This is a genomic window from Aurantimonas sp. A3-2-R12, from assembly GCF_036016755.1.
GTDB lineage: Bacteria > Pseudomonadota > Alphaproteobacteria > Rhizobiales > Rhizobiaceae > Aurantimonas > Aurantimonas coralicida_A.
This window is the reverse complement of the sequence record NZ_JAYXIH010000005.1, coordinates 142,636-164,287: the sequence shown is the minus strand read 5'-3', so window position 1 is coordinate 164,287 and position 21,652 is coordinate 142,636. Positions and strand designations below refer to the sequence as shown.

Here is a 21,652-nt window from a genome sequence, read left to right as displayed (position 1 = left end):
CACTGCTGCGCAGCTTGGAACAAGCTCGTCGATCAGCCCTGGAAAATCACGTCCATCGGAATGCGAGAGTGGGCGCATGGGTCTTGATCAGCGCCCGTTGGTATAAGAGATGGATTAGAAAAGATTTCTTGGTACATAGTCACGCCGATGACTGCGCGGCATAGGATATTTACATCTATCTGCCAGCCAGCTCTACCAGATCAGGGTCTTATAGCAATCGCCTTTGCATCGCATAGCGCGCTAGCGGTGCTATCGGCACGACTTCACATATATTGGGCAATTCAGCTTGGTGGGTTCATGGGAATCGGTAACGACCCTCGTTACAACAATACCCGCACCTTCGACCCCTTTCCCTTTCCCGCCTGCGTGGCCGAGGTTCCGCCCGCTTTGCGCGGGCCGGAGGATGCCGGCAATGCCGCGCGTCGCGCGCATCTCGCCGAGCTGGGTGAGCGGCTCGATGCCTTCCGCAAGCAGCGGCTGGCCGAGCACGATTTCCTGACCATGACCGGCCTCTACAACGTGCTGGAGCGCGTCCGCGCGCTGGAATGGGCCGGGCGTGCCGGGCAGGGCGCCCATTCCTCTCCTCTCGGGGGAGAGGGTGGTTCGCGAAGCGAACCGGGTGAGGGACAAGGCGGTGGCAAGACCCCTCATCCGGCGCCTGCGGCGCCACCTTCTCCCCGCCGGGGAGAAGAACCGGGCGCAACCGCAGAGCCCGCCGCCGTTCCGCCGCTGAGCGAGGCGGAACGCGCCATCTACGATGCCGGGCTGATCGCCGTCCTGAAGGAGATTCACGACGACATCGACCGCGCCGTCTTCGCCGCCTATGGCTGGGAGGATCTGGCTACCCGCCTCGTCGGCCGGCCCGGCGCGACCATGCCCTCGCCATTCAAGAGCGAGGACCAGGAGGTCGCCGAGGAGGAGCTGTTGAGCCGTCTCGTGGCGCTCAACCTGGAGCGCCAGGCCGAGGAAAAGCGCGGCTATGTCCGCTGGCTGCGGCCGGACTACCAGATCCCAAAACTCGGTCACAAGGTGGCCGAGCCCGCCGCCGCGACGCAGATCGAGGCCGAAATCGCGGTGGTGGCGGCCGGCGTCAAACCGCCGGCGCTGCCGGCGGACACTTTCGAGCAGATCCGCCTCGTCCGCGACGCGCTGGCGCGCGCCCCCGAGCCGGTCCTGCCTGACCAGCTCGCCGCCGCCTTCGCCGGCAAGGCGACGAAAAAGAAGCTGGCGAATGTCGAGGAGGTGCTGCGCAATCTCGCCGAACTCGGCCTTGCCCGCACCGGCACCGGCGAGGACGGCGCCACCCGCTATTTCGCCCCGCGTGGATAGGCGCGCGCCGGGAGGCGCACTACAGCATCGAGCCGAGGTCTGAGCCGACGGACGGGTAGGCGGCGATCATCGATTTGAGGTCGCGGGTTTTCAGCCCCAGCCGCATGGCGAGGCCGCAGAAATTGACGATCTCGGCATATTCCGGCCCGAGCAGATGCGCGCCGAGAATCTCGTCGCTGTCGGCGTCGATCAGGATCTTGGTGGCGGCATGGGTCTCGCCGACCCGCAGATTGGAGTACCAGCCGCTGGTGTCGTTATACGCCACCCGAAAGTTGCGGCCTTGCTCCCGTGCCTCGGACTCCAGCATGCCGACCCGGGCAAGCTCGGGAATCGTGAAGACGACGCTCGGTACGCCGCGATAATCGACGGTGGCGTGATCGCCCTTCAGCATGTTCGAGGCGGCGACCTTGCCCTCGGCAACGGCCACCGGCGTCAGCGGTGGGCCGTCCGTGTCGGCGGCGTCACCCGCGGCAAAGACCGCCGGGTTGGAAACGCTCTTGAGATGACGGTCGACGCGGATGCCGGCCTCGCTCGCCTCGACCCCCGCCGCCGCAAGGTCGAGCCGGTCGATCGCCGCCACGCGGCCGGCGCCGTGGACGACGAGATCGGCGGCGAATGTCGCGGGCTTGCCGTCGGTCTCGGCATGGACGGTGTAGCCGTCGCCGCTCCGTTCCACCGATGTGAGATCCGTCATGGTGGTGACGGCGACGCCCGCCTCACGGCCGCGCGCGACCAGTCTGTCGACGAGGTCGGGGTCAAAACCCTTCAGCGGCCGTTCGCCCCGTTGGACGATCTGGACCGCGCTGCCGGCCCGCGCCGCGATATGGGCGAACTCGAAGGAGATGTAGCCGCCGCCGACGAAGACGATGCGGCGCGGCAGCGTTTCCAGCTCCAGAAACGCCGTGCTGTCGATGACGTGTTCGGCGCCCGGAAATTCCAGCGGCCGGGGCTCGGCGCCGGTGGCGATCAGGATGTGGCGGCCCTGCAGCCGGGTCTCTCCACCGATTTCGACCGTGTTGTCGTTCAGGAAGCGCGCCGGGCCGTGAAACGTGCTCACGCCGTTCTTGTCGAGACCGCCCTCGATCTTGTCCGGCATCGCGTCGGTGAAGCTGCGCTTGAACGCCATCAGATCGGCCCAGTCGATCTTAAGGTCGCCGGCTTCGACGCCCTTGCCGCGCATCAGTCGCGCCGCGTCGATGATCTCGGCGCCCCGGCGCAGCATCTTCTTCGGGTCGCAGCCGCGCAGTGCGCAGGTGCCGCCATAGGGCAGTTCGTCGACGACGGCGACCGACCAGCCGGCGGCGGCGCATTTGTTGGCGGCGCTGACGGCGGCCATGCCGACGCCGAGCACGATGAGGTCGAAATTCTGGGTCATGGGCTAACTCTAGCTCGCGCAGCAGGCGGCGGTTTCGCCGCTCGCCCGCGCTTCCTGGATCGGCGGACAGGGCACGCTGCCGAAGGAGCAATAGACGCAGCAATCCCCGGCATTCGGCCTGAGCAGCGCGCCACAGCCCTTGCAGTCATAAAAGAACTGGCAGGCGTCGGTCGGCATGGTTTCGGTTTCCTGGTGTCCGCATTGCGGGCAGGTGAGGGTGGAGCGAGGTTCCATCAGCAGGCGGCTTTCTTGTGGCGGTGGCGTAGCAGGAGGGCGTAGGCGGTGATGCCGACAAACAGGAACAGCAGCGGAAACAGCACATAGTCGGCGAAGGCCAGCCAGGCGGAGACCCCGGCGAAGGCGAAGAGGATCACCAGCGCCGGAGTGAAGCAGCAGATCGCCGCGATCACCGAGCCGACAATGCCGGTCTTGAGAAGCGTCCTGTCTTTCATGACGGATCAGCTTCCGGTGATTTTGGCCGGGTAGCCGGCGTTGGTCGAGGCTTCGGCGAGGTCGCCCGGCGTGACTATCGCCGGATCGAACACCACCGTGGCCGTCTGGGCGTCGAGATCGACCGCGACCGAAGTAACGCCGTCGAGCCCGCTCATCGCCAGTTTGACGGTGATCGGACAGGTCGGGCAGGTCATGTTTGCGATCGTGAAGGTTTGGGTCTGAAGCGCCGGGGCGGCTTCCGTCTGCGTTTGCGCGATCGCCGCCGGGGCAAGCAGGGCCGCGCCAAGTCCGACGACGCTCAGCATCGCAGCGGCCAGGGAAAGGGTCGACAGGCGTTTCATGCGTGGTCTCCTAATAGAATAACGGCGCCCACCAGGCGTTGGTCATCGACAGGATGACCAGGACGGTGGCGATCCAAAGGGCGCTTTGCGTGATCAGCGAGGCAATGGGGCGGGCGCAGGCGGCGCCGACCGCGCAGGCCGCTTTCGGCCGGAAATAGACCTGCCAGAACCCGAGCCCGAGAAACACCAGCGTCAGGGCGACGAAATACGGCTGGTAGGGGGTCAGCGCCGTCAGATTGCCGATCCAGGCTCCGCTGATCCCCAGCGTGACCAGAACCAGCGGCGCGATGCAGCAGGACGAGGCGAGCACCGCGCCGACGACACCGCCGCCCGCGAACCACGCCTCGCGCCGCTCCGGGGCGGCCGGTCGTGCGTCTTTTCGTCCGATCTCGGCTGCTGTGTCGCTCATGTCGATTGGCCCTCGCTTTCGGGTGGACCAACATCTACGGTCTGTAGCGACTACAGGTTCAAGAGGTTTTTTCCGCTATGGCGATCACGGCTGCGAGAGCGGTGCTCAAGCGCGGCGAACTGGCCAAGCGCATGAGCTGCAACAGCGAGACGATCCGTTACTACGAGAAAATCGGGTTGCTCGGCGTTCCGGACCGCTCAGAGGGCGGTCACCGGCTCTATGCGCCGGATGATCAGGCGCGGCTCGGCTTCATCCTGCGCGGCCGCGAACTCGGCTTCTCGATCGAGGAATTGCGGGGATTGCTGGGTCTCACCGATGCGCGCGACACGACGTGCGGCGAGGTTCTGGCGCTGACCCGTCGCCATATCGACGGCATCCGCGCCAAGATCGCCGACCTTGAGCGCCTGGAGCGTACGCTCGTGGCGGTCTCGGCGGAATGCGAGGGCGGCAATGTGCCCGATTGCCCGATCCTGGATACGCTGCTGGATTCCGGCAACCGCTGATCGCCGTGCTGGCACAGGAGATAAGTGTTCGGCGAAAGGCCGGTCGCATGGGTGTGCGCCCGGCCTCTTGGATTGTTTCGCGTTACGCCGCTTCCGCGAGCGCGACGGCCTGCGGAAACATCTGTTCGAGGTTGAGGAAGCAGATCATGCCGTCCGAGTGCGCGATGATCCCCTGGGCGTAGCTCTTCTCGTAAGCTCCGCTCATTTCGGGGACGGGCTGGATGCTGGAATGATCGACGGTCATGATGTCGGACAGGCGGTCGACCAAAAGGCCGAGCGTCTTGCCTTGAACCTCGACCACCACTATGGCGCTGCGCGGATTGGGGTCCGTGGCGGTCATTCCGAGCTTGCGGGCCATGCTGACCACCGGAATGATGGTGCCGCGCAGGTTGATCAAGCCCAGGATGTCCGGCGGGGAGTTCGGCAAGGGAGTCGATTGCGACCACCCTCGGATTTCGCGGACCGAGATGGTCCGGACGCAAAACTCCTGCTCGTTGATGCGGAAGGCGACGATTTCGAGCGGTCCGCCGTCCTCTCCGATGTCGGGAGCCATCAAAATTCCTCCCATGTGTTGGCGTCGACTGCCGCGTTGCCATTGGTCGCGAAGGCGCGGGAGACTTTCCCTACGAGCTGCCGGGCTGGAGAATCCGGCATCCTCGTGACTTTTCGGCCGGCGGGCTGCGCTCCCTGCCGTTCGTCGCTGAGGTCGAAATGGCCCAACAGTTCGGTCAAGGCCGCGGCTTGCTGGCTGAGACCGTGACAGGCCGCGGAGGACTCCTCCACCATGCTGGCGTTCTGCTGCGTGCCCTGGTCGATCGAAGCGACGGCCTTGTTGATCTCCTGAAGCCCGACCATTTGTTCGCGCGCGGCCTCGACGATCGCCGTGACGTGCTGGTCGATCTCCTTCACCTCGCTGACGATGGTCTCGAGCGCGGCACCCGTCTCGCCGACCAGCCCCACACCCAGCTTGACGTTCTCGCCCGAGGTGTTGATCAGACTCTTGATTTCCTTCGCCGCTTTCGCCGAGCGTTGGGCGAGTTCGCGCACTTCCTGGGCGACGACCGCGAAGCCCCGGCCGGCTTCGCCGGCGCGCGCCGCCTCCACCCCAGCGTTGAGAGCCAGGAGATTGGTTTGGAAGGCGATCTCGTCGATCACCCCGATGATGTTGACGATCTGGCCGGACGAGGCCTCGATTTCGCCCATTGCGGCGACGGCACGCCGCACGACCTCGCCGGACTTCTCCGCTCCCGCCCTGGTCTGGGTGACCAGTTGCCCGGCCCCTTCGGCCCGCTCGGTGGAACTCTTCACGGTCGCCGTCATCTCTTCGATCGCGGCGGCGGTCTCCTCGACGGACGCAGCCTGCTGTTCCGTCCGCTTCGCCAGATCGTCGGACGCGGTCTGGATTTCGGCGCTGGCGCTATGAATGGCGGACGCATTCTCTCCAACCTTCTGCAGGGCCGCCTCCAAAGTGCCGACGGACTCGTTGAAGTCCTCGCGCAATTTGTCGAGGGCCGGAATGAAGGGTCGAGTGATGCGCTGACGCACGTCGCCATCGGCCATCCGGCCGAGTCCGTTGGCGAGCTCGTTGACGGCTTCGACGCGCCCGGTAATGTCGGTCGCGAATTTGACCACCTTCATCACCTTGCCGCTCATGTCGAAGATCGGGTTGTAGGACGCCTGGATCCAGATTTCCTTGCCGCCCTTGCCGATCCGCTTGAATTCCTCGGACACAAACTCGCCGCTGCCGAGCCGCGTCCAGAAATTGCGGTAGTCCGGTGATTGGGCATAGGCCGGTTCGACGAACATCGAATGGTGTCGTCCGACGACCTCGTCGAGCCCATAGCCCATCGCGTTCAGGAAATTGTCGTTCGCGGTGAGGATCTTGCCGTCGACGGTGAACTCGATCACCGCCTGCGCCCGACCGATGGCATCGAGTTTGCCGGAATTTTCGGCCGAAACCAGCTTGGCGGCGGTAATGTCCGTCGCGATCTTGAGGACTTTTTGAACCTTCCCGCCGGCACCGAGGATCGGATTATAGGTGGCCTGGATCCAGATTTCCTTGCCGCCCTTGCCGAAGCGCTTGTATTCGCGCGCATCGAATTCGCCGCGTCCGAGCTTGGCCCAGAACTCTTTGTATTCGGCGCTCTGGGCGTAGGCCGGTTCGACGAACATCGAATGATGCCGTCCGGCGACCTCGCTGACGTCATAGCCAATCGCGCTGCAGAAGTTCTCATTGGCCGTGATGATCGTGCCATCCGGCTTGAACTCGATTGTTGCGAGCGACTTGCTGAGCGCCGCGAGAATGGCCTTTGAATCGCCATTCCCGAAACCTGCCGGTAGAATACCCATCAAACCTATCTCCTCACCCTCACTGCCGACTTTCCGGTCGGACCCAATTGAACTCGCGCCAATATGAAGGCGCGTCGCTCGTCGGACAGCCGGGCACGCTTTCGCGACGCTCAGGCATACGCTTGGCATCCGGCAAGCGAGCTTAATGGGGTTGTTAGACGGCTATCTGTTAACAACTGATTTCATTCGTAAGTATTTGCATCACGCATCGGTGAGGAAGGTGCGATGTAAAAAGAGTACGGATGATAATTGTTATTGCCGGCGCACGGCCCCATGGGACTCGATGCAAACCTGAAATGCCTTTGTCGCGTTTCGCGTAACGAGCTCTGAAATAACCGAAATTCGCGCCCGCCACTTGATCGCGGCGTTGATACCTCGAGCGAGGGCCGAGGGCGAATACCGAAGGTGCCGCCGTTAGTTGGCGGCAGTCCCCAGCTCCCCTTGCGGCATTACGCCGCGGCAGCCAATTTTGCGACGTCTGGAAACATGTGGTCGAGGTTGAGGAAGCAGATCATGCCGTCGGCGTGCGCGATGATGCCTTCGGTATAGCTCTTGTCGTAGCCGCCGGTCATTTCCGGAACCGGCTGGATAGTGGAGCCGTCGAAGGTCAGGAGGTCGGAGAGACCGTCCACGAGCAGGCCCAGAATCGTATCTTGAACCTCGACGACGACAATGGCGCTGCGAGGATTCGGCGGCGCGGCGGTCATGCCGAGCTTCTGCGCCATGCTGACCACGGGAATGACCGTCCCGCGCAGATTGATCATGCCCAGGATGTCGGGCGAGGAATTCGGCAAGGGGGTCGATTGCGACCACCCCCGGATTTCGCGCACCGAAATCGTCCGGACACAGAATTCTTGCTCGTTGACACGGAAGGCGACGACCTCCACAGGGCCGCCATCGTGATAGTCCGGGGTCTTCATCGCCATCCTCATCCACGCGTCGCGGCAAGGTTTGGCCGAGCGACGAATTCGATGTGGTGACCAAACGGCATTGAGATTAATAATCTGGCGGGGGACGAGGGTTAAAATTCTGTAAACGACGCCACGGCATGGCGCTCGTCCGCGCATTCCTGCGCTTGGATGGCGCGTGTCGGTCCCGTCCCGGCGATCGTGCGGTAGCCGGAACGCGGCGGGATCAACCGCCGCCGAGGTGCTGCTTCAGGAACGCGACCGTCTGCTCCCAGGCGCTGTCCGCCGCCGCCTTGTCGTAGCGCGCCGCCGATGTGTCGTTGTTGAAGGCGTGGTTGACGCCCTCATGGACGACGATCGCATGCTCCATCCCGGCCGCCTCCAGCGCCGCCTTGTAGGCGTCGATGCCGGCATTGATGCGCTCGTCGAGCCCGGCATAGTGCAGGAGCATCGGCGCCTTGATTTTTGCGACATCGGCCGCGTCCGGCTGGCGGCCGTAATAGGCGACGCCGGCGCCGAGCTCCGGATCGGCGACCGCCAGGCTGTTGACCAGCCCGCCGCCCCAGCAAAAGCCGACCGCCCCGACTTGGCCGGTGGTGCCGGCCTCGCTCGTCGCCCATTCGCGCGCCGCGACTGCGCTCTCCACCGTCTTGGCGCCGTCGAGCGCGCCGATCATCTCGCGCGCCTTGTCCTCGTCCGTCGGCGTGCCGCCATCGGCCGACAGGAAGTCCGGCGCGACGGCGACGAAGCCCTCCAGCGCCAGCCGTCGCGCGACGTCCTCGATATGGGCGTTGAGGCCGCGGTTCTCGTGGATGACGAGGACTCCGGGCAGCGGTCCCTCGGCGTCGGTCGGCTTGGCGACATAGGCCTTCATCTCCGCGCCGGCGGCAGGGAATTGCGCCCACACGGTCGTCACCCGCTCATCCTGCGGGGCGACGATCTGGGCGCTGGCCTTGGACGCGCCGATCAGCGGCGCGATCGCGGCCGCCGCCGTCGCCGAGCCGGCAAGCGCCGTCAGCTTGGCCATGAAGCCGCGCCGGTCCAGTGTCAGATGCGTGTATTCGTCATAGACGTCGATCATCGCCTGGGTGATCTTCGGCGTGCGGGGTGTTTCGTCGGTCATTGCGCTTGCTCCCATGCTCCATCATTGGGAATACTAACGCGGTCGCCTCTGCCCGCAAGGCGACCGCGTTCCCCTAGGAGCGTGACTCCTTAAAGCGGTAGCAGGGGAAGCTTTGCGCCGAAAGGGGGGTGGCGCGCTGTGGATGCGATCTGGATGTTCGTGTGAGAACAGTTCTCGTCGGCTGGAAGTGGCTGGCGGACGCCGGTGCAGCATCGACACTGGGCTTTCGGCGCCCGGTTCAGGCCAGTGCCGGTCGATATGTGGCCAGTTTCAACAGATTGTGGACGGTGCAGATCATCGCCCATTCGCTAGCGACCTTGTCGCGGCCACGCAGCAGGAATTGCCGGAAGCCGCGGGCGTGCTTGATCTGACCGAAGACCGGCTCGACGGTCTGCTTGCGCAAGCGATAAGGACTGTCAAAGCCGTCCTTGCGCAGCTTGGCGCGCATCCGCTCGACCCTGGTTCCAGGGGCGCCGGGTGCGCCACCCTCGCCGGGCGGCCGACCGTGTCGCTGTCGTCCGGGGGCAATGAAGGCATTGATCTTCTGCTTGTCCAGAGCTGCCAGATTGGCATCCGAACAGTAGCCGGCATCAGCCGAAAACTGGGCAGGGTTACGCCCGGTGTTGACGCGGATCTCCTTGAACATGGGCTCGAGCTGGCCGCTGTCGGCCGAACAGTCGCTCAGACCGTGGGCAACGATGATCTGCGCCTTGGCGTCGACGGCTGCCTGGGCGTTGTAACCCTGGAGGAAGCCATCAGGCCCCTTCATGATCCGGCTTTCAGGATCGGTGAAATTGCGCTGCGCCTTGGCCTTCGGCTTCGGCTCCTCCTTGGATTCCCCCTGGGCCTCGGCAGGTGGCTCCGGCTGGGCCTTGCCCTTCGTCGGCTTGCCTGGCCCGCCCTTGCGCTTCCGCTTTCGCTGCTTCTCGGTCGCCGCCCTGGCCTTGGCTTCAGCCTGGGCACGAGCCTCCGCCTCGAGGGCCGTCTTGGCTTCCTCGATCTTGGCGATGCGTTTCTGCTTGTCTGCCATCCAGTCCGGCATCTCGTCGCCGCGCGCCTCGCCGAGCTCGGCGTCTTCGAGCGCATCCGTCTGCTCGGCCCGCGCAAGCCAGGCGTCCACTTGCGCTTTGAGTTCCGGCCCGGTCTTGAGCATCCGATCATAGCTCATCGCCTTGTGCCTGGAGGCATTGGCCTTGATCTTCGTCCCGTCGAGCGCAACGTGACCAAGGTCGGCCAGCCCCGCTTTCTGGCAAAGCTTCAACACCTGCACGAACAGGCCGCTCAAGGCCGACAGGTGACGCTTGCGGAACTTGTTGATCGTCCGATGATCCGGACGGTTCATCGCCGTCACCGCAAGGAAATCCAGCCGCTCCTCGCAGGCCCGCGCCATCCGTCGCGACGAATAGACCCCCTGGCTGTAGCCGTAGAGCAGCAGCGCCGTCATCATCACAGGGTCAAATGGCGGATAACCGCGCAACTCGGTGTAGCTCTCGATAATCTCCGACAGGTCCAACTGCTCGCGGGCCATGTCGCGCACGAAATGGGCGACATGGCCCGCCGGCACGAAGTCACCCACCGACGCAGGAAGAAGCTGAACCTGATCAACAGGCCACCGACGAAAGGTTTTGCTCATCCCACGACTGAATCAGCATACTTCCATCTTGTCGAGTTCAACCGAGGCATTACGGGGACAGCCTCCTAGTGTTCCGCGCCCGAACCATTACATTGCGGGCGATGACCGATTCCCATGATCTTTCCGGCCCCGCCGCTCCCCGGGCCGGCTCCATCGCGGCCCGCGCCATGGCCGCCCGTGGCTCCCGCGCGCCCGACTATCTCGCCGGCCTCAACGCCGAGCAGCGCGCCGCCGTCGAGACCACCGAGGGTCCCGTTCTGGTGCTGGCCGGCGCCGGCACCGGCAAGACGCGGGTGCTGACGACGCGCATCGCCCATATCCTCGCCACCGGCCGCGCCTTTCCGTCGCAGATCCTCGCCGTCACCTTCACCAACAAGGCGGCGCGCGAGATGAAAAACCGCGTCGGCCTTTTGGTCGGCGAACAGGTCGAGGGCATGCCCTGGCTCGGCACCTTCCACTCGATCGGCGTCAAGATCCTGCGCCGCCATGCCGAGTTGGTCGGGCTGAAATCCAACTTCACCATCCTCGACACGGACGACCAGATCCGGCTGATCAAACAGCTGATCCAGGCGGAAAACCTCGACGACAAGCGCTGGCCGGCGCGCGGCTTCGCCCAGATGCTCGATTCCTGGAAGAACAAGGGTCTGACCCCGAAGGACATTCCCGAGGGCGACGCCCGCGCCTTCGCCAATGGCAAGGGCCGCGAGCTCTACGCCGCCTATCAGGCGCGGCTGAAATCGCTCAACGCCTGCGATTTCGGCGATCTCTTGCTGCATCCGATCGCCATTTTCCGCGCCCATCCGGATGTCCTCGCCGAATATCACAAGCGCTTCCGCTACATCCTGGTCGACGAGTATCAGGACACCAATGTCGCGCAATATCTCTGGCTGCGGCTCCTGGCGCAAAGGCCGACGCGGCGGGATTCCACCGCGATTGCAGAGACACGCGCCCCGGCCGAAGGCCGCGAGGGCGACCGCCCGTCGGCCGGTCAGGCCGCGCCTGCGCAGGCCAGCGAGCGAAGCGAGCGCTCGGCCGTGAGCGAAAACCAGAAGCAGCAGATCAACATCTGCTGTGTGGGCGACGACGACCAGTCGATCTATGGCTGGCGTGGCGCCGAGGTCGACAACATCCTACGCTTCGACAAAGACTTTCCCGGCGCCACCGTCATCCGGCTGGAACGCAACTACCGGTCCACCGCCCACATCCTCGGCGCCGCCTCCCACCTCATCGCCCATAATGAGGACCGGCTTGGCAAGACGCTGTTCACCGACTTTTCCGACCCCGAGCACCAGAAGGTCGAGGTCAATGCCGGCTGGGATTCGGAGGAGGAGGCGCGCGCCATCGGCGAGTCGATCGAGGATCTGCAGCGCCGCGACAATCACGACCTCAACGACATGGCGATCCTGGTCCGCGCCTCCTTCCAGATGCGCACCTTCGAGGACCGCTTCGTCACCATGGGGCTCAACTACCGGGTCATCGGCGGCCCGCGCTTTTACGAGCGCATGGAGGTGCGCGACGCGCTGGCCTATTTCCGCTGCGTCGTCCAACCCGCCGACGATCTGGCCTTCGAGCGCATCGTCAACACGCCGAAGCGTGGCCTCGGCGATGCCACCATCCGCTTGCTGCACGACTACGCCCGCTCCCGCGAAATCCCGCTGATCGCGGCCGCCGGCGAAATGGTCGAGACCGAGGAGCTGAAGCCGAAGCCGCGCAACGCGCTGCGCCGAGTCGTCACCGACCTTGTCCGCTGGGCCGAGCTGCTGGATTCCACCAAGCACACCGAATTGGCCGAGCAGATTCTGGAGGAATCCGGCTACACGGCGATGTGGCAGGCCGACCGCTCGGCCGAGGCGCCGGGGCGGCTGGAAAACCTGAAGGAGCTGATCCGCTCGATGGAGGAGTACGAGGGGCTCGCCTCCTTCCTCGAACATGTCGCGCTGGTCATGGACACCGAGCAGAACGCCGATCTCGACGCCGTCTCGATCATGACGCTGCACGCGGCCAAGGGGCTGGAATTCGAGACCGTCTTCCTGCCCGGCTGGGAGGAGGGGCTGTTTCCCCATCAGCGCGCTCTCGACGAGGGCGGCCGCTCGGGCCTGGAGGAAGAGCGCCGGCTCGCCTATGTCGGCATCACCCGCGCCAAGCGCCGGGCCAAGATCTGGTTCGTCTCCAACCGCCGCATTCACGGTCTGTGGCAATCGACCATCCCCTCGCGCTTTCTCGACGAGCTGCCTGAGGCGCATGTCGAGGTGATGGAAGCCAACACCAGCCAATACGGCGGCTACGGGGCCTCGCGCTGGGACGGCGCCGCCGCCTTTCAGGAAAACGCCTACCAGACGCCGGGCTGGCGCCGGGCTCAGGCGGCGAATGCCGGCTTTGCCGGGGGCAAAGGCAGTTCGGGCGGCGACGGCTGGTCCGGCGGCCGCGCGCGGCAGATCGACTATGGGGGCGGCGGCGGGTCGAATGCGGGCGCCGGCGCCCGCGGGGGCAGGGGCCACAACCAGCCGCCGAAACAGGGGTTCGGCCTCTACGCCTCGGCCAAAAAGGGCGGCCCGCGCGAGATCGAGGGCGAACTGGTGGCGAAATCCGTCATCGCCGAGGACAGCCGCTTTGCCAGCGGCGACCGGGTCTTCCACCAGAAATTCGGCAACGGCACCGTCGCCTCGGTCGAGGGCAACAAGCTCACCGTCGACTTTGACAAGGCCGGCCAGAAGCGCGTGCTGGAAGGGTTTGTCGCGGGGGTGTGAGGGGCTTGTATGAATGTGATCAGAATGGGGAACGCTTGAAGATTTAAACCCGGGGTAAGGATTTTCTGAATGATGGGATTCGACATATTTTCGAAGCGTGCGAAACGCGAATTAGGAACGCTTCCAGATGTTTATCAGTACGAAGAATTTCCTCAAACGTTACGCATTCAGATAACATCTGGGCTCATCCGGACTGTCAATCTCGACTACTATAATAATTTAGATAAAGAATTTCAGGCTGTGCATGATATCTTATCTGAAGAATATGGTATGAAAATGCTATTTCAATCACGATCAAGCGTGTATTATGAAGACTTCTTTCGATGGTTCATTGCGGTGCCTCCATGTGATCAGGCCCTGGACTGCGTTGAGTTTTTTGACAGAATTGTAGAGACAAAAGATTATTTAGACGTACGCGTGTACCGAGAGCTAGTAAATTTTCGTTTCCGGGAAGCCGGATTTGGTTATAGATTGGATGATCAGGGTCATATTATCAAGATCAGCAACGAATATCTGCATGCTGATGTCACTAGTCCAGCGCTTCTTTTGCTGAGCGATCCGGCGTTTCGGGGCGCGAACGATGAGTTCCAGGCCGCGCATGCGGACTACAAGAACGGTGATTTCAGTGGTTGTCTCGTTGAGTGCCACAAATGTTTTGAAAGCACCATGAAGATAATACGCGATAGGCGCGGATGGACATCAGACGGAGACACTTCTTCAAAACTCGTAGCCTGCATGTTGGACAACGGGCTCATAGAAGCATACTGGAAAAACCAGATGATGTCCCTGCGCAGCATGCTGGAAAGTGCGATTCCCACGCCGCGGAATAAGAAGGGAGGACATGGTCAGGGAGGGCAGCCCCACAACGTACCGGACCACTTGGCAGCCTTTTGCCTACACCTCACGGCCGCGACTGTTCAATTCCTTGTTCAATCCTTTAAGTCTCTTCCGTGACTCTGCATGGCGTAGACGCGAGCGCCTAAGCTCAGCTGACTTAAAACTCGGCTCTCCTCTCCCCACTTGTGGGGGAGAGTGAAGAGCGGTCCGCAAAGCGGATCGGACGCGAAGCGTTCGAAACGATGAACGCCCGGAGCCCAAGCGACGGGCCGATCATCGGCTTAGCGACGAAGGAGCTAAACGATAGAAATCGCAAGAGAGGGGTTGCGCGGTCTTGTTCGGCGCCGGAGCGGCGGTTGGCCTGGTGACACCCCGCTCTTGCCTTTTCTGTGGTTTGCGCCTCGCTTTGCTCGGCACAATTCCACGAAAGGCTTTCTCGCCCACAAGGGGCGAGAAGGGGCGCCGCGCCCCTAACAAAAACCCGCCCCTGCAAAAATTTTTATCCCCACCCTCTCCACCTCCCGCACAATGCCTTCACCGCCGGCCCATCCTGAGCCAGTCGAAGGAACGGGCGCGGACGATCGCCGGGATCGTTCGAGGGCCAAAGGGGAGTGATCCCTGGTGGGCGGTGCCGGTCTCGGCCGCTTCCGGAGCGGCGGGAACCGGGCCTTGTGACGGCCGCGCCTGCCTTCCGTTCTGCGGGGAAGGCGGCATGTCGCCGGCCTGGAGGTCGTGCTCCTCCCGGCGGCACCCCACAGCCCGTCCGGTCCTGGCCGAAAGGTTGGGCCGGCAGGCGAATGGTTCGGCGACACACGGGAACCGAGAGCCCGTGCGTGTCCTTGGCACCCATCGCGCGGAACGCCGGAGGCGGACCGTTTATTACAATCGTTCGGAGGGTTCGCCTCCGGCGTTCCGCCGCTCGTGAGGGCGGTAGCATAGCTAACACTCCGGCCCGATCGGGTGCGGAGGCGCTGTCGCGTGCCCGGTGGATTTTTGCGGAAAGCCCCCGGCGCGCCGGCGATGGTTGATCGATTGTTAAGTCGCTGATTCTAGGGTGGCTCCCGGTATGCGAGATGGCGCGACTCGTCTATCCTCACGGTTGGATCGCGGAGGACAAACGGTCTTGGTCGAAAGGCGGACAGGCAAGGCTGGACGGGGGTTGCGAGGCGTGCGAATCAGCGCCGCGGCGTTTCTCTGTGCCGTGCTCGCGCCGTTTCCGTCCGGCGCGCAGCCGGATGCGGTTCGCTCCGAGGCCAGACCCGTCGAGTCCGCCATCGACCCGATCCAGGTCGCCTCGATCCAGACCGCCCGCTCGGCCATCCTGGAAAAACAGCGCCGCCAGACCGCCGCCGATCTGGTGGCCGTTGCCAACACCATCGCGTTGTCGCGGGAGACGATCAGTTCGCTCGACGAAGAGATCGACGCGCTGGCGAAGGACCGGGAACGGATTCGCGAGGCGATGATCGATGCCGCCGCCGCCCAGAAGGCGGTCAGCGAGGAATTGGCGGCGACCGAGGGGCGGGTCGATGAACTGGCGAGTGAGGAGGGGCTGATCAAGGCCTCGCTCAACGAGCGCCGCGGCGTCCTCGCCGAAGTGCTCGGGGCACTGCAGCGCATGGGCCGCAAGCCGCCGCCAGCGCTGCTGGTCAAGCCGCGCGACGCGCTGGGTTCGGTCCGCAGCGCCATTCTTCTCGGCGCCGTCGTTCCCGCCATTCGCGAGGAGACCGACCGGCTTGTCGCCGATTTGGAACGTCTGGGAACGGTTCGTCTCGCCATCGTCTCCGAGACGCAACGCTTTGCCGGCCAGGTCGCCCGGCACCGCGAGGAGGAAGCGCGCCTTGCCCGGCTGTTCGCCGAGAAGGAAAAGCTCGAAGCGACGAACCGCGAGCGGCGAACAAGCGAAGCCGCGCGGGCGGCCGACCTCGCCGGAAAGGCGACGGACCTGAAAGACCTGATCGCTTCGTTGCAGAACGAGGTCGACAGCGCCAGGGCCGCCGAGGACGCGGCGCGCCTCGCGGAGATGCGCCGCCAGGCGGAGGAAAAGGTGCAGGCGGCGGAAGCCCGGCGCTTGGCGGAGGCCCGGCGCATGGAAGAGGAGCGCCTGACGCGCGAGGCGCGCGTCATCGAGCAGCGCGTGGCTGAGGCAACGCGGCTGGCCGAGGCTCGCGACGCCGAAGCGGCCCGGACGCGGGAGGCCGCGATCGAGGACGTTCCGGAGACGGTCGTCGCCACGGCCGCGCCACCGGCGGCTGAGACAGCCGCACCAGATGATGGCGCGGTGGAGAGCGAACCGGCAGCCGAGGCGACGGTCGAAATTGCCGCGTTGCAATCAGCCGACGCGCCCTCCGCCGACGCAACGCCCGAATACGATATTGCCTCACTTCGTCGTGAGGCGGCGCGGCTCGAACCGGCCGCCGCATTTTCGACAATGAAAGGCCGTTTGTCGAAGCCGGTGGCTGGCATGCAACTGATCGGATTCGGCGGGAAAGACGATATTGGGCGGGAGACGACGGGAGCATCCTTCGAGGCGCGGCCAGGTGACGCCGTCACGGCGCCTGCGGACGGTCGGGTTTTGTATTCCGGGCCGTTCCGGTCCTATGGTCAGCTCTTGATCCTGGACGCCGGCGACGGCTATCATGTCGTGCTCGCCGGTATGGAGCGGATCGACGTCGAGACCGGCCAATTCGTTTCGGCGGGCGAGCCCGTCGCGGTCATGGGCGCAAGACGTGTTGCCAGCATCGCGGTGGCGGAATTCGGTGCGACCCGTCCCGCGCTTTATGTCGAATTCCGCAAGGACGGAAAACCGGTCGATCCGTCTGCCTGGTGGATGGACGAACCCTCTGGAAGGACGACGAATGATTCGTAAGCTCTCGATACTCTTCGCCGGGGCGCTGATGGGGGCGACGGCGATGACCGTCGTCAGTCAGAACGCCGGCACCGCCAACGCGGCGGGCTCCGATACCTATCGCCAGCTTGCGATCTTCGGCGACGTATTCGAGCGCGTTCGCGCGCAATATGTCGATGAGCCCGACGACCAGAAGCTGATCGAGACGGCCATCAACGGCATGCTGACGTCGCTCGATCCGCATTCGAGCTACATGAACGCCAAGGAAGCGGCGGACATGCGGACCGAGACCCGCGGCCAGTTCGGCGGTCTCGGCATCGAGGTCACCATGGAGGACGAACTCGTCAAGGTGGTTTCGCCCTTCGAGGGCACGCCCGCCGACAAGGCCGGCGTCATGGCCGGCGATCTGATCGCCGAGATCGATGGCGAGCAGGTTCGCGGCCTGACCCTCGGCGAGGCCGTCGAGAAGATGAAGGGCGACATCGGCACCAGCGTCAGCCTGACGATCATCCGCGAAGGCGCGACCAAGCCGGTGCGGCTGACCGTCACGCGCGACGAGATCAAGGTGCCCTCGGTCCGTCATTCGGTCGAGGGAAATATCGGCTACGTCAAGCTGTTGAAGTTCAACGAGCAGACCACGATCGGCCTGGAAGCGGCGATCGCCGACATCAAGGAGCAGGTCGGAGAGGACAAGCTCAAGGGCTATATCCTCGACCTTCGCCGCAACCCAGGCGGACTTCTCGACGAAGCGGTGTCGGTCTCCGACGCCTTCCTCGACAATGGCGAGATCGTCTCTACCCGCGGTCGCAACTCCGACGAGACCCGGCGCTACAATGCCCGGACTGGCGATGAGATCGACGGCAAGCCGCTCGTCGTCCTCGTCAATGGCGGCTCGGCCTCGGCGTCCGAGATCGTCGCCGGCGCGTTGCAGGATCAGCGCCGCGCGACCGTCGTCGGCTCGCGTTCCTTCGGCAAGGGCTCGGTGCAGACGATCATCCCGCTCGGCGCCAACGGCGCGCTGCGCCTGACGACGGCGCTCTACTACACGCCTTCCGGCCGTTCCATTCAGGGCCGCGGCATCGATCCCGACATCGGCGTCGAGCAGCCGCTGCCGCAGGAGATCCGCGAGCAGATGGGCCTCGATCCACAGGAGGATATCTCTCGTGGCGAATCCTCGCTGCGCGGTCACATCACCGGCAACGAGGAAGACGACCAGGGCTCCGGCTCGCTCGACTATGTGCCGCCGGAGAAGAAGGACGATCTGCAGATGCAGTACGCGATCGACCTCCTGAACGGCGTCAAGACCAACGCCATGTTCCCGCCGAAGCAGGAAGCCAACGCCGCCAACTGATCCCTTCGCGCGGCCGGCCTATAGCTGGCGATGAACAACCAAGGCCCGGCCATCTTCGGATGGCCGGGCCTTTTTCGTGAGTGAGACCGCCGTCGCCTGTCCCTCGCTCGCGAGCCACGATCCAGCTTCGCCGGATAGACGGGAAGAATGCACGGCGAACTCTATGAGCCCCTGGGTCTCGATCGCGACGACGGCGAAGCCCGCCGTCGACCGTCGGCGTCGACGCTCGGCGGTCTGACCTTGGCTGCGCTCGTCGTCGCCGGCTCGCTCACGACCGCACTCCTCGGCCAGCCGGAACGTCGGGTCACCGACTATTTTACCGAAGCATCGCAGTCGATCGCCGCCGAACAAATCGCTGCCACGACGGTCATCGCCGCACCGGCTCCGGTGGCGAAGAGGCCGCTGCCCATCGTCATCTCGGGCCCGGACGATCCGGCGCTGCATGAAGGCGGCGGGATCGGCTTCCGCATCGAGGATCCGGTCTCCTATCGCCAACGCCCCTCGGACGCGCATCTGCCCGACCCGGATCTCATCGAGGAAAGCGCCTACGGCCCGCTGCCGACGCGCGGGGCGGATGGCAGGCGGCCGTTCGACGTCTATGCCGGATCCTCGAGCGGCACACCGGGCGCCCGCATCGCCATTGTCGTTGGTGGTCTCGGCATCAGCCAGACCGGGACGTTGAACGCCCTGAACGCCTTGCCGGGCTCGGTGACGCTCGGCTTCGCGCCGGCGGGCAACAGTCTCGACCGCTGGATGCAGGACGCGCGGCGGGGAGGGCACGAGCTTTTGCTGCAGGTGCCGCTCGAGCCGATCGGCTATCCGCAGATCGATCCCGGCAAGAATACCGTGACGGTCGCCGACGCGGCGGCCGGCCGCTTTGATGCGCTGTACGCCTCGCTTGGCCGGATCACCAACTATGTCGGCATCATGAACTACATGGGCGGCCGGTTCACCGGCGATCCCTCGGCGATGGAGCCGCTGATCGCCGAACTCGGTCGTCGTGGCCTGATGTATCTCGACGATTCCAGCTCGCTGCGGTCGCTCGCCAAGGACACGGCGACGCTTCAGAACGTCCCGGTCGCTGCCTCGAACGTGATGATCGACGAGACTCAGGACGCGGCCGACATCCGCCGTCAGTTGGATACGCTCGAGCGCATCGCCCGCGCCGAAGGCGCGGCGATCGGCGTCGCATCGGCCTTCGACGTCTCGGTCGCGGTCATTGCCGAATGGATTGCCGAGGCGAGCGGACGCGGCATCGAGATCGTGCCGGTCTCCGCGTTGGCCGAGGATACGGAGCGCCGCTGACCGCCGCGCTCCATCGATGCCCTTGCCCTCGTCGCCGAGCGCGCGATAACACCACCCGATGAAGGGGAGATCCGCGCCCCAGACACTCGGGACGGCACAGCATGAAACCGATCGCATTCGACAATCTTCCCTATCGCCCTTGCGTCGGCGTCATGGTGCTCAACCGCGACGGACTGGTCTGGTCCGGCCGCCGGATGATGGTGGACAAGGGCGAGATGACCGGGGCGACGCAGCTTTGGCAGATGCCGCAAGGCGGCATCGACAAGGGCGAGGACCCGCTGGAAGCGGCGCGCCGCGAACTCTACGAGGAGACCGGCATGCGCTCCGTCGCGCTGCTCGGCGAGGCACCCGACTGGATCGACTACGACCTGCCGCCCGAGCTTGTCGGCATCGCCCTCAAGGGTCGCTATCGGGGCCAGACCCAGCGTTGGTTCGCCTTCCGCTTCGAAGGCGACGATAGCGAGATCGCCATCAACCCGCCGCCCGGCGGGCACAGCGCGGAGTTCGATGAATGGGCGTGGAAGCCGATGGACGAACTCTTGGACCTGATCGTGCCGTTCAAGCGCGGCGTCTATGAACGGGTGGTCGCGGCGTTCCGGCATCTGACGACATGAGTACGAGCGACATGAAACTCGTCGGCATCCTCAGTGCATGAGTTGGGCGTTTTATATTGAATCGCGGCTTTGCGGGCTACGATGATGTGTGTGACCGGCAGCGCCGCAGTGTCAGAAAAGGGACGTCATGTTCAGCCACGTTACCGTCGGTGTGAGTGATCTTCAGTTCGCATCTCGTTTTTACGATGCGGTACTCCAGCCCCTTGGACTCCGGCAACGGGCAGTCCTTGCGGACGGTGGCCCGCCGTCCTTGTGCTGGGTCTGCCGGGACAATGCACTGCCGCGCTTTTATGCTTACGTGCCCTTCGACGGCGGGTCGGCAACGCCCGGAAACGGCAGCATGGTCGCCTTTCTGGCCCCTTCGGAAGAGGCGGTCTCAGACGCCCATGCAGCCGGGTTGGCCGTGGGAGGCAAGAATGAAGGAGCGCCGGGCCCACGGCCTCACTACGGCGACGGCTATTTTGGTGCCTATCTGCGCGATCTCGACGGAAACAAAGTCCATATTGTCTACCGTGGTGATCTGATCACGCAGTAGGAAACGGCGATCGCGGAGCAACGGGGATGGTGACGATGAGCAGCGAGCATGTAGATCAACTGTTCCTCGTTTATGCGACCTACTTGATCGCGACCGCCAGCCCCGGCCCGAGCAATATGGCGATCATGGGCGTTGCAATGGAGCGAGGACGCATGTCCGCTATCGTGCTGGCACTGGGCGTCGTTACCGGCTCAATGTTCTGGGCGCTTCTTGCAGTGACAGGCCTCTCCGCCGTTCTCTCGACCTATGCCAATGCACTGTTTGCCATCAAGATCGCGGGTGGACTTTATCTCCTTTATCTCGCCTGGAAGGCCGCCAATTCTGCCCTCAGTTCGCGTCCGGCAACTCTTGCCATTCCGGATAGCTCGCGGCTAAAATTTCGTGCGTTGTATCGCCGCGGCATCCTCCTGCATGCCGGCAATCCAAAAGCCATTTTGGCATGGATTGCGATTATGTCGCTTGGCCTTCAGCCTGGCGCCCCTTCCTATATGCTGTTGGCGATCATTGGAGGGTGCGCGGTTCTCGGCGTTCTGGTGTTCTGCGGCTATGCCTTGGTCTTTTCGACCGGCCCCATGCTCCGGGCCTATGAGAAGGCCCGGCGTTGGGTCGAGGGCGCGCTTGCGCTCTTCTTCGGCATTGCCGGCGTCCGGCTTCTCCTATCGCGGGCCTGATACCAACCTGCGGTAATAGGAGCCCATTCGACGGGGACGATCGCCGATGCATGGCGAGGAGCGGGACGACGCGCGATGCGGCGCATCGAGTGAGGCCCGTGACGAAGCCAGGCGCAGCGAGCGCCCCGCCTGCGGTGGGCTGGACGGGCTCGCCGGACGGCGTCGCACCGCTTGCCCGATGCGCCGCATCGAACTGCGCGTCGCTCCTGGCCGGACAAGCCCGTTCAGCGCCATCCAGTAGGTCCCTATCACCGCAGGTTGGTATGATATCCTGACAGCCTGCGTTCGGTCGAATTGAAGCGGGATTTCACGCGGAGCTGCCGA

At 64.4% G+C, this 21,652-nt stretch carries 20 protein-coding genes; 10 read left to right on the top strand and 10 right to left on the bottom strand.

All coding sequences use genetic code 11. The annotated features are described in order from the left end of the window. Positions 1-297: 297 nt before the first annotated feature. Entirely contained in the window at positions 298-1,329 is a 1,032-nt protein-coding gene (locus tag VSX60_RS04680; RefSeq protein ID WP_327622979.1) for a hypothetical protein, read from the top strand. Between the two features lie 19 nt (positions 1,330-1,348). Here the strand turns inward: VSX60_RS04680 and VSX60_RS04675 are convergent, their stop codons facing one another. Genes VSX60_RS04675 through VSX60_RS04655 form a run of 5 tightly spaced genes read right to left on the bottom strand, consistent with a single transcriptional unit; the run spans position 1,349 to position 3,907 of the window. After that, on the bottom strand, positions 1,349-2,704 hold the full coding sequence (locus VSX60_RS04675; RefSeq protein WP_327622978.1) for a dihydrolipoyl dehydrogenase family protein: 1,356 nt from the start codon (positions 2,702-2,704) through the stop codon (positions 1,349-1,351). Between the two features lie 9 nt (positions 2,705-2,713). Next, entirely contained in the window at positions 2,714-2,938 is a 225-nt protein-coding gene (locus VSX60_RS04670; RefSeq protein WP_327622977.1) for a GDCCVxC domain-containing (seleno)protein, read from the bottom strand. After that, positions 2,938-3,156, bottom strand: a complete 219-nt coding sequence (merF, locus tag VSX60_RS04665; RefSeq protein WP_206454502.1) for a mercury resistance system transport protein MerF — start codon at positions 3,154-3,156, stop codon at positions 2,938-2,940. The genes VSX60_RS04670 and merF overlap by 1 nt, the downstream gene beginning before the upstream one ends. 6 nt (positions 3,157-3,162) lie before the next feature. Further along, positions 3,163-3,498, bottom strand: coding sequence for a heavy-metal-associated domain-containing protein (locus VSX60_RS04660; protein WP_327622976.1), 336 nt, complete (start codon positions 3,496-3,498; stop codon positions 3,163-3,165). Between the two features lie 10 nt (positions 3,499-3,508). Then, positions 3,509-3,907 (bottom strand): mercuric transporter MerT family protein, encoded by a 399-nt coding sequence (locus VSX60_RS04655; protein ID WP_327622975.1) that lies wholly within the window; start codon positions 3,905-3,907, stop codon positions 3,509-3,511. Positions 3,908-3,984: 77 nt separating this feature from the next. On the opposite strand from VSX60_RS04655, the gene VSX60_RS04650 reads away from it, so the two are divergent. After that, positions 3,985-4,410 carry a MerR family transcriptional regulator gene (locus tag VSX60_RS04650; protein WP_327622974.1) on the top strand — a complete coding sequence of 142 codons (426 nt, stop codon included), beginning with the start codon at positions 3,985-3,987 and terminating at the stop codon, positions 4,408-4,410. An 82-nt stretch (positions 4,411-4,492) separates the two neighbouring features. Here VSX60_RS04650 and VSX60_RS04645 read toward each other — a convergent pair whose 3' ends face one another. From VSX60_RS04645 to VSX60_RS04625, 5 genes are all read right to left on the bottom strand, one after another. Continuing rightward, on the bottom strand, positions 4,493-4,963 hold the full coding sequence (locus VSX60_RS04645) for a chemotaxis protein CheW (RefSeq protein WP_327622973.1): 471 nt from the start codon (positions 4,961-4,963) through the stop codon (positions 4,493-4,495). Next, positions 4,963-6,759 carry a methyl-accepting chemotaxis protein gene (locus VSX60_RS04640; protein WP_327622972.1) on the bottom strand — a complete coding sequence of 599 codons (1,797 nt, stop codon included), beginning with the start codon at positions 6,757-6,759 and terminating at the stop codon, positions 4,963-4,965. The genes VSX60_RS04645 and VSX60_RS04640 overlap by 1 nt, the downstream gene beginning before the upstream one ends. A 449-nt stretch (positions 6,760-7,208) precedes the next feature. Beyond that, positions 7,209-7,685, bottom strand: coding sequence for a chemotaxis protein CheW (locus VSX60_RS04635; protein ID WP_442872879.1), 477 nt, complete (start codon positions 7,683-7,685; stop codon positions 7,209-7,211). Between the two features lie 208 nt (positions 7,686-7,893). Next, a complete protein-coding gene (locus VSX60_RS04630; protein ID WP_327622971.1) occupies positions 7,894-8,790 on the bottom strand; it encodes a dienelactone hydrolase family protein in 897 nt (298 codons plus the stop codon). A gap of 238 nt (positions 8,791-9,028) precedes the next feature. Continuing rightward, positions 9,029-10,423: an IS1182 family transposase gene (locus VSX60_RS04625; RefSeq protein ID WP_327622970.1), complete on the bottom strand. Its 1,395-nt coding sequence runs from the start codon at positions 10,421-10,423 to the stop codon at positions 9,029-9,031. A 101-nt stretch (positions 10,424-10,524) separates the two neighbouring features. Between VSX60_RS04625 and VSX60_RS04620 the strand changes: the two genes are divergently transcribed. From VSX60_RS04620 to VSX60_RS04585, 8 genes are all read left to right on the top strand, one after another. After that, positions 10,525-13,170, top strand: a complete 2,646-nt coding sequence (locus VSX60_RS04620) for an ATP-dependent helicase (RefSeq protein WP_327622969.1) — start codon at positions 10,525-10,527, stop codon at positions 13,168-13,170. A 69-nt stretch (positions 13,171-13,239) separates the two neighbouring features. Next, the gene (locus VSX60_RS04615; RefSeq protein ID WP_327622968.1) at positions 13,240-14,124 is read left to right on the top strand and encodes an STM4504/CBY_0614 family protein; all 885 of its coding nucleotides are present in this window, start codon (positions 13,240-13,242) and stop codon (positions 14,122-14,124) included. 1,051 nt (positions 14,125-15,175) lie between these two features. Further along, positions 15,176-16,873 carry a murein hydrolase activator EnvC family protein gene (locus tag VSX60_RS04610; protein WP_327622967.1) on the top strand — a complete coding sequence of 566 codons (1,698 nt, stop codon included), beginning with the start codon at positions 15,176-15,178 and terminating at the stop codon, positions 16,871-16,873. Beyond that, positions 16,863-18,203 (top strand): S41 family peptidase, encoded by a 1,341-nt coding sequence (locus VSX60_RS04605; RefSeq protein ID WP_327622966.1) that lies wholly within the window; start codon positions 16,863-16,865, stop codon positions 18,201-18,203. The genes VSX60_RS04610 and VSX60_RS04605 overlap by 11 nt, the downstream gene beginning before the upstream one ends. 147 nt (positions 18,204-18,350) lie before the next feature. Then, the gene (locus tag VSX60_RS04600; protein WP_327622965.1) at positions 18,351-19,508 is read left to right on the top strand and encodes a divergent polysaccharide deacetylase family protein; all 1,158 of its coding nucleotides are present in this window, start codon (positions 18,351-18,353) and stop codon (positions 19,506-19,508) included. A 101-nt stretch (positions 19,509-19,609) separates the two neighbouring features. Then, positions 19,610-20,122: an RNA pyrophosphohydrolase gene (locus VSX60_RS04595; protein ID WP_327622964.1), complete on the top strand. Its 513-nt coding sequence runs from the start codon at positions 19,610-19,612 to the stop codon at positions 20,120-20,122. Between the two features lie 127 nt (positions 20,123-20,249). After that, complete coding sequence (locus VSX60_RS04590; protein WP_327622963.1) at positions 20,250-20,657, top strand: VOC family protein; 408 nt, start codon at positions 20,250-20,252, stop codon at positions 20,655-20,657. A gap of 26 nt (positions 20,658-20,683) precedes the next feature. Next, entirely contained in the window at positions 20,684-21,328 is a 645-nt protein-coding gene (locus tag VSX60_RS04585) for a LysE family translocator (protein WP_442873053.1), read from the top strand. The last annotated feature ends 324 nt before the right edge of the window (positions 21,329-21,652 follow it).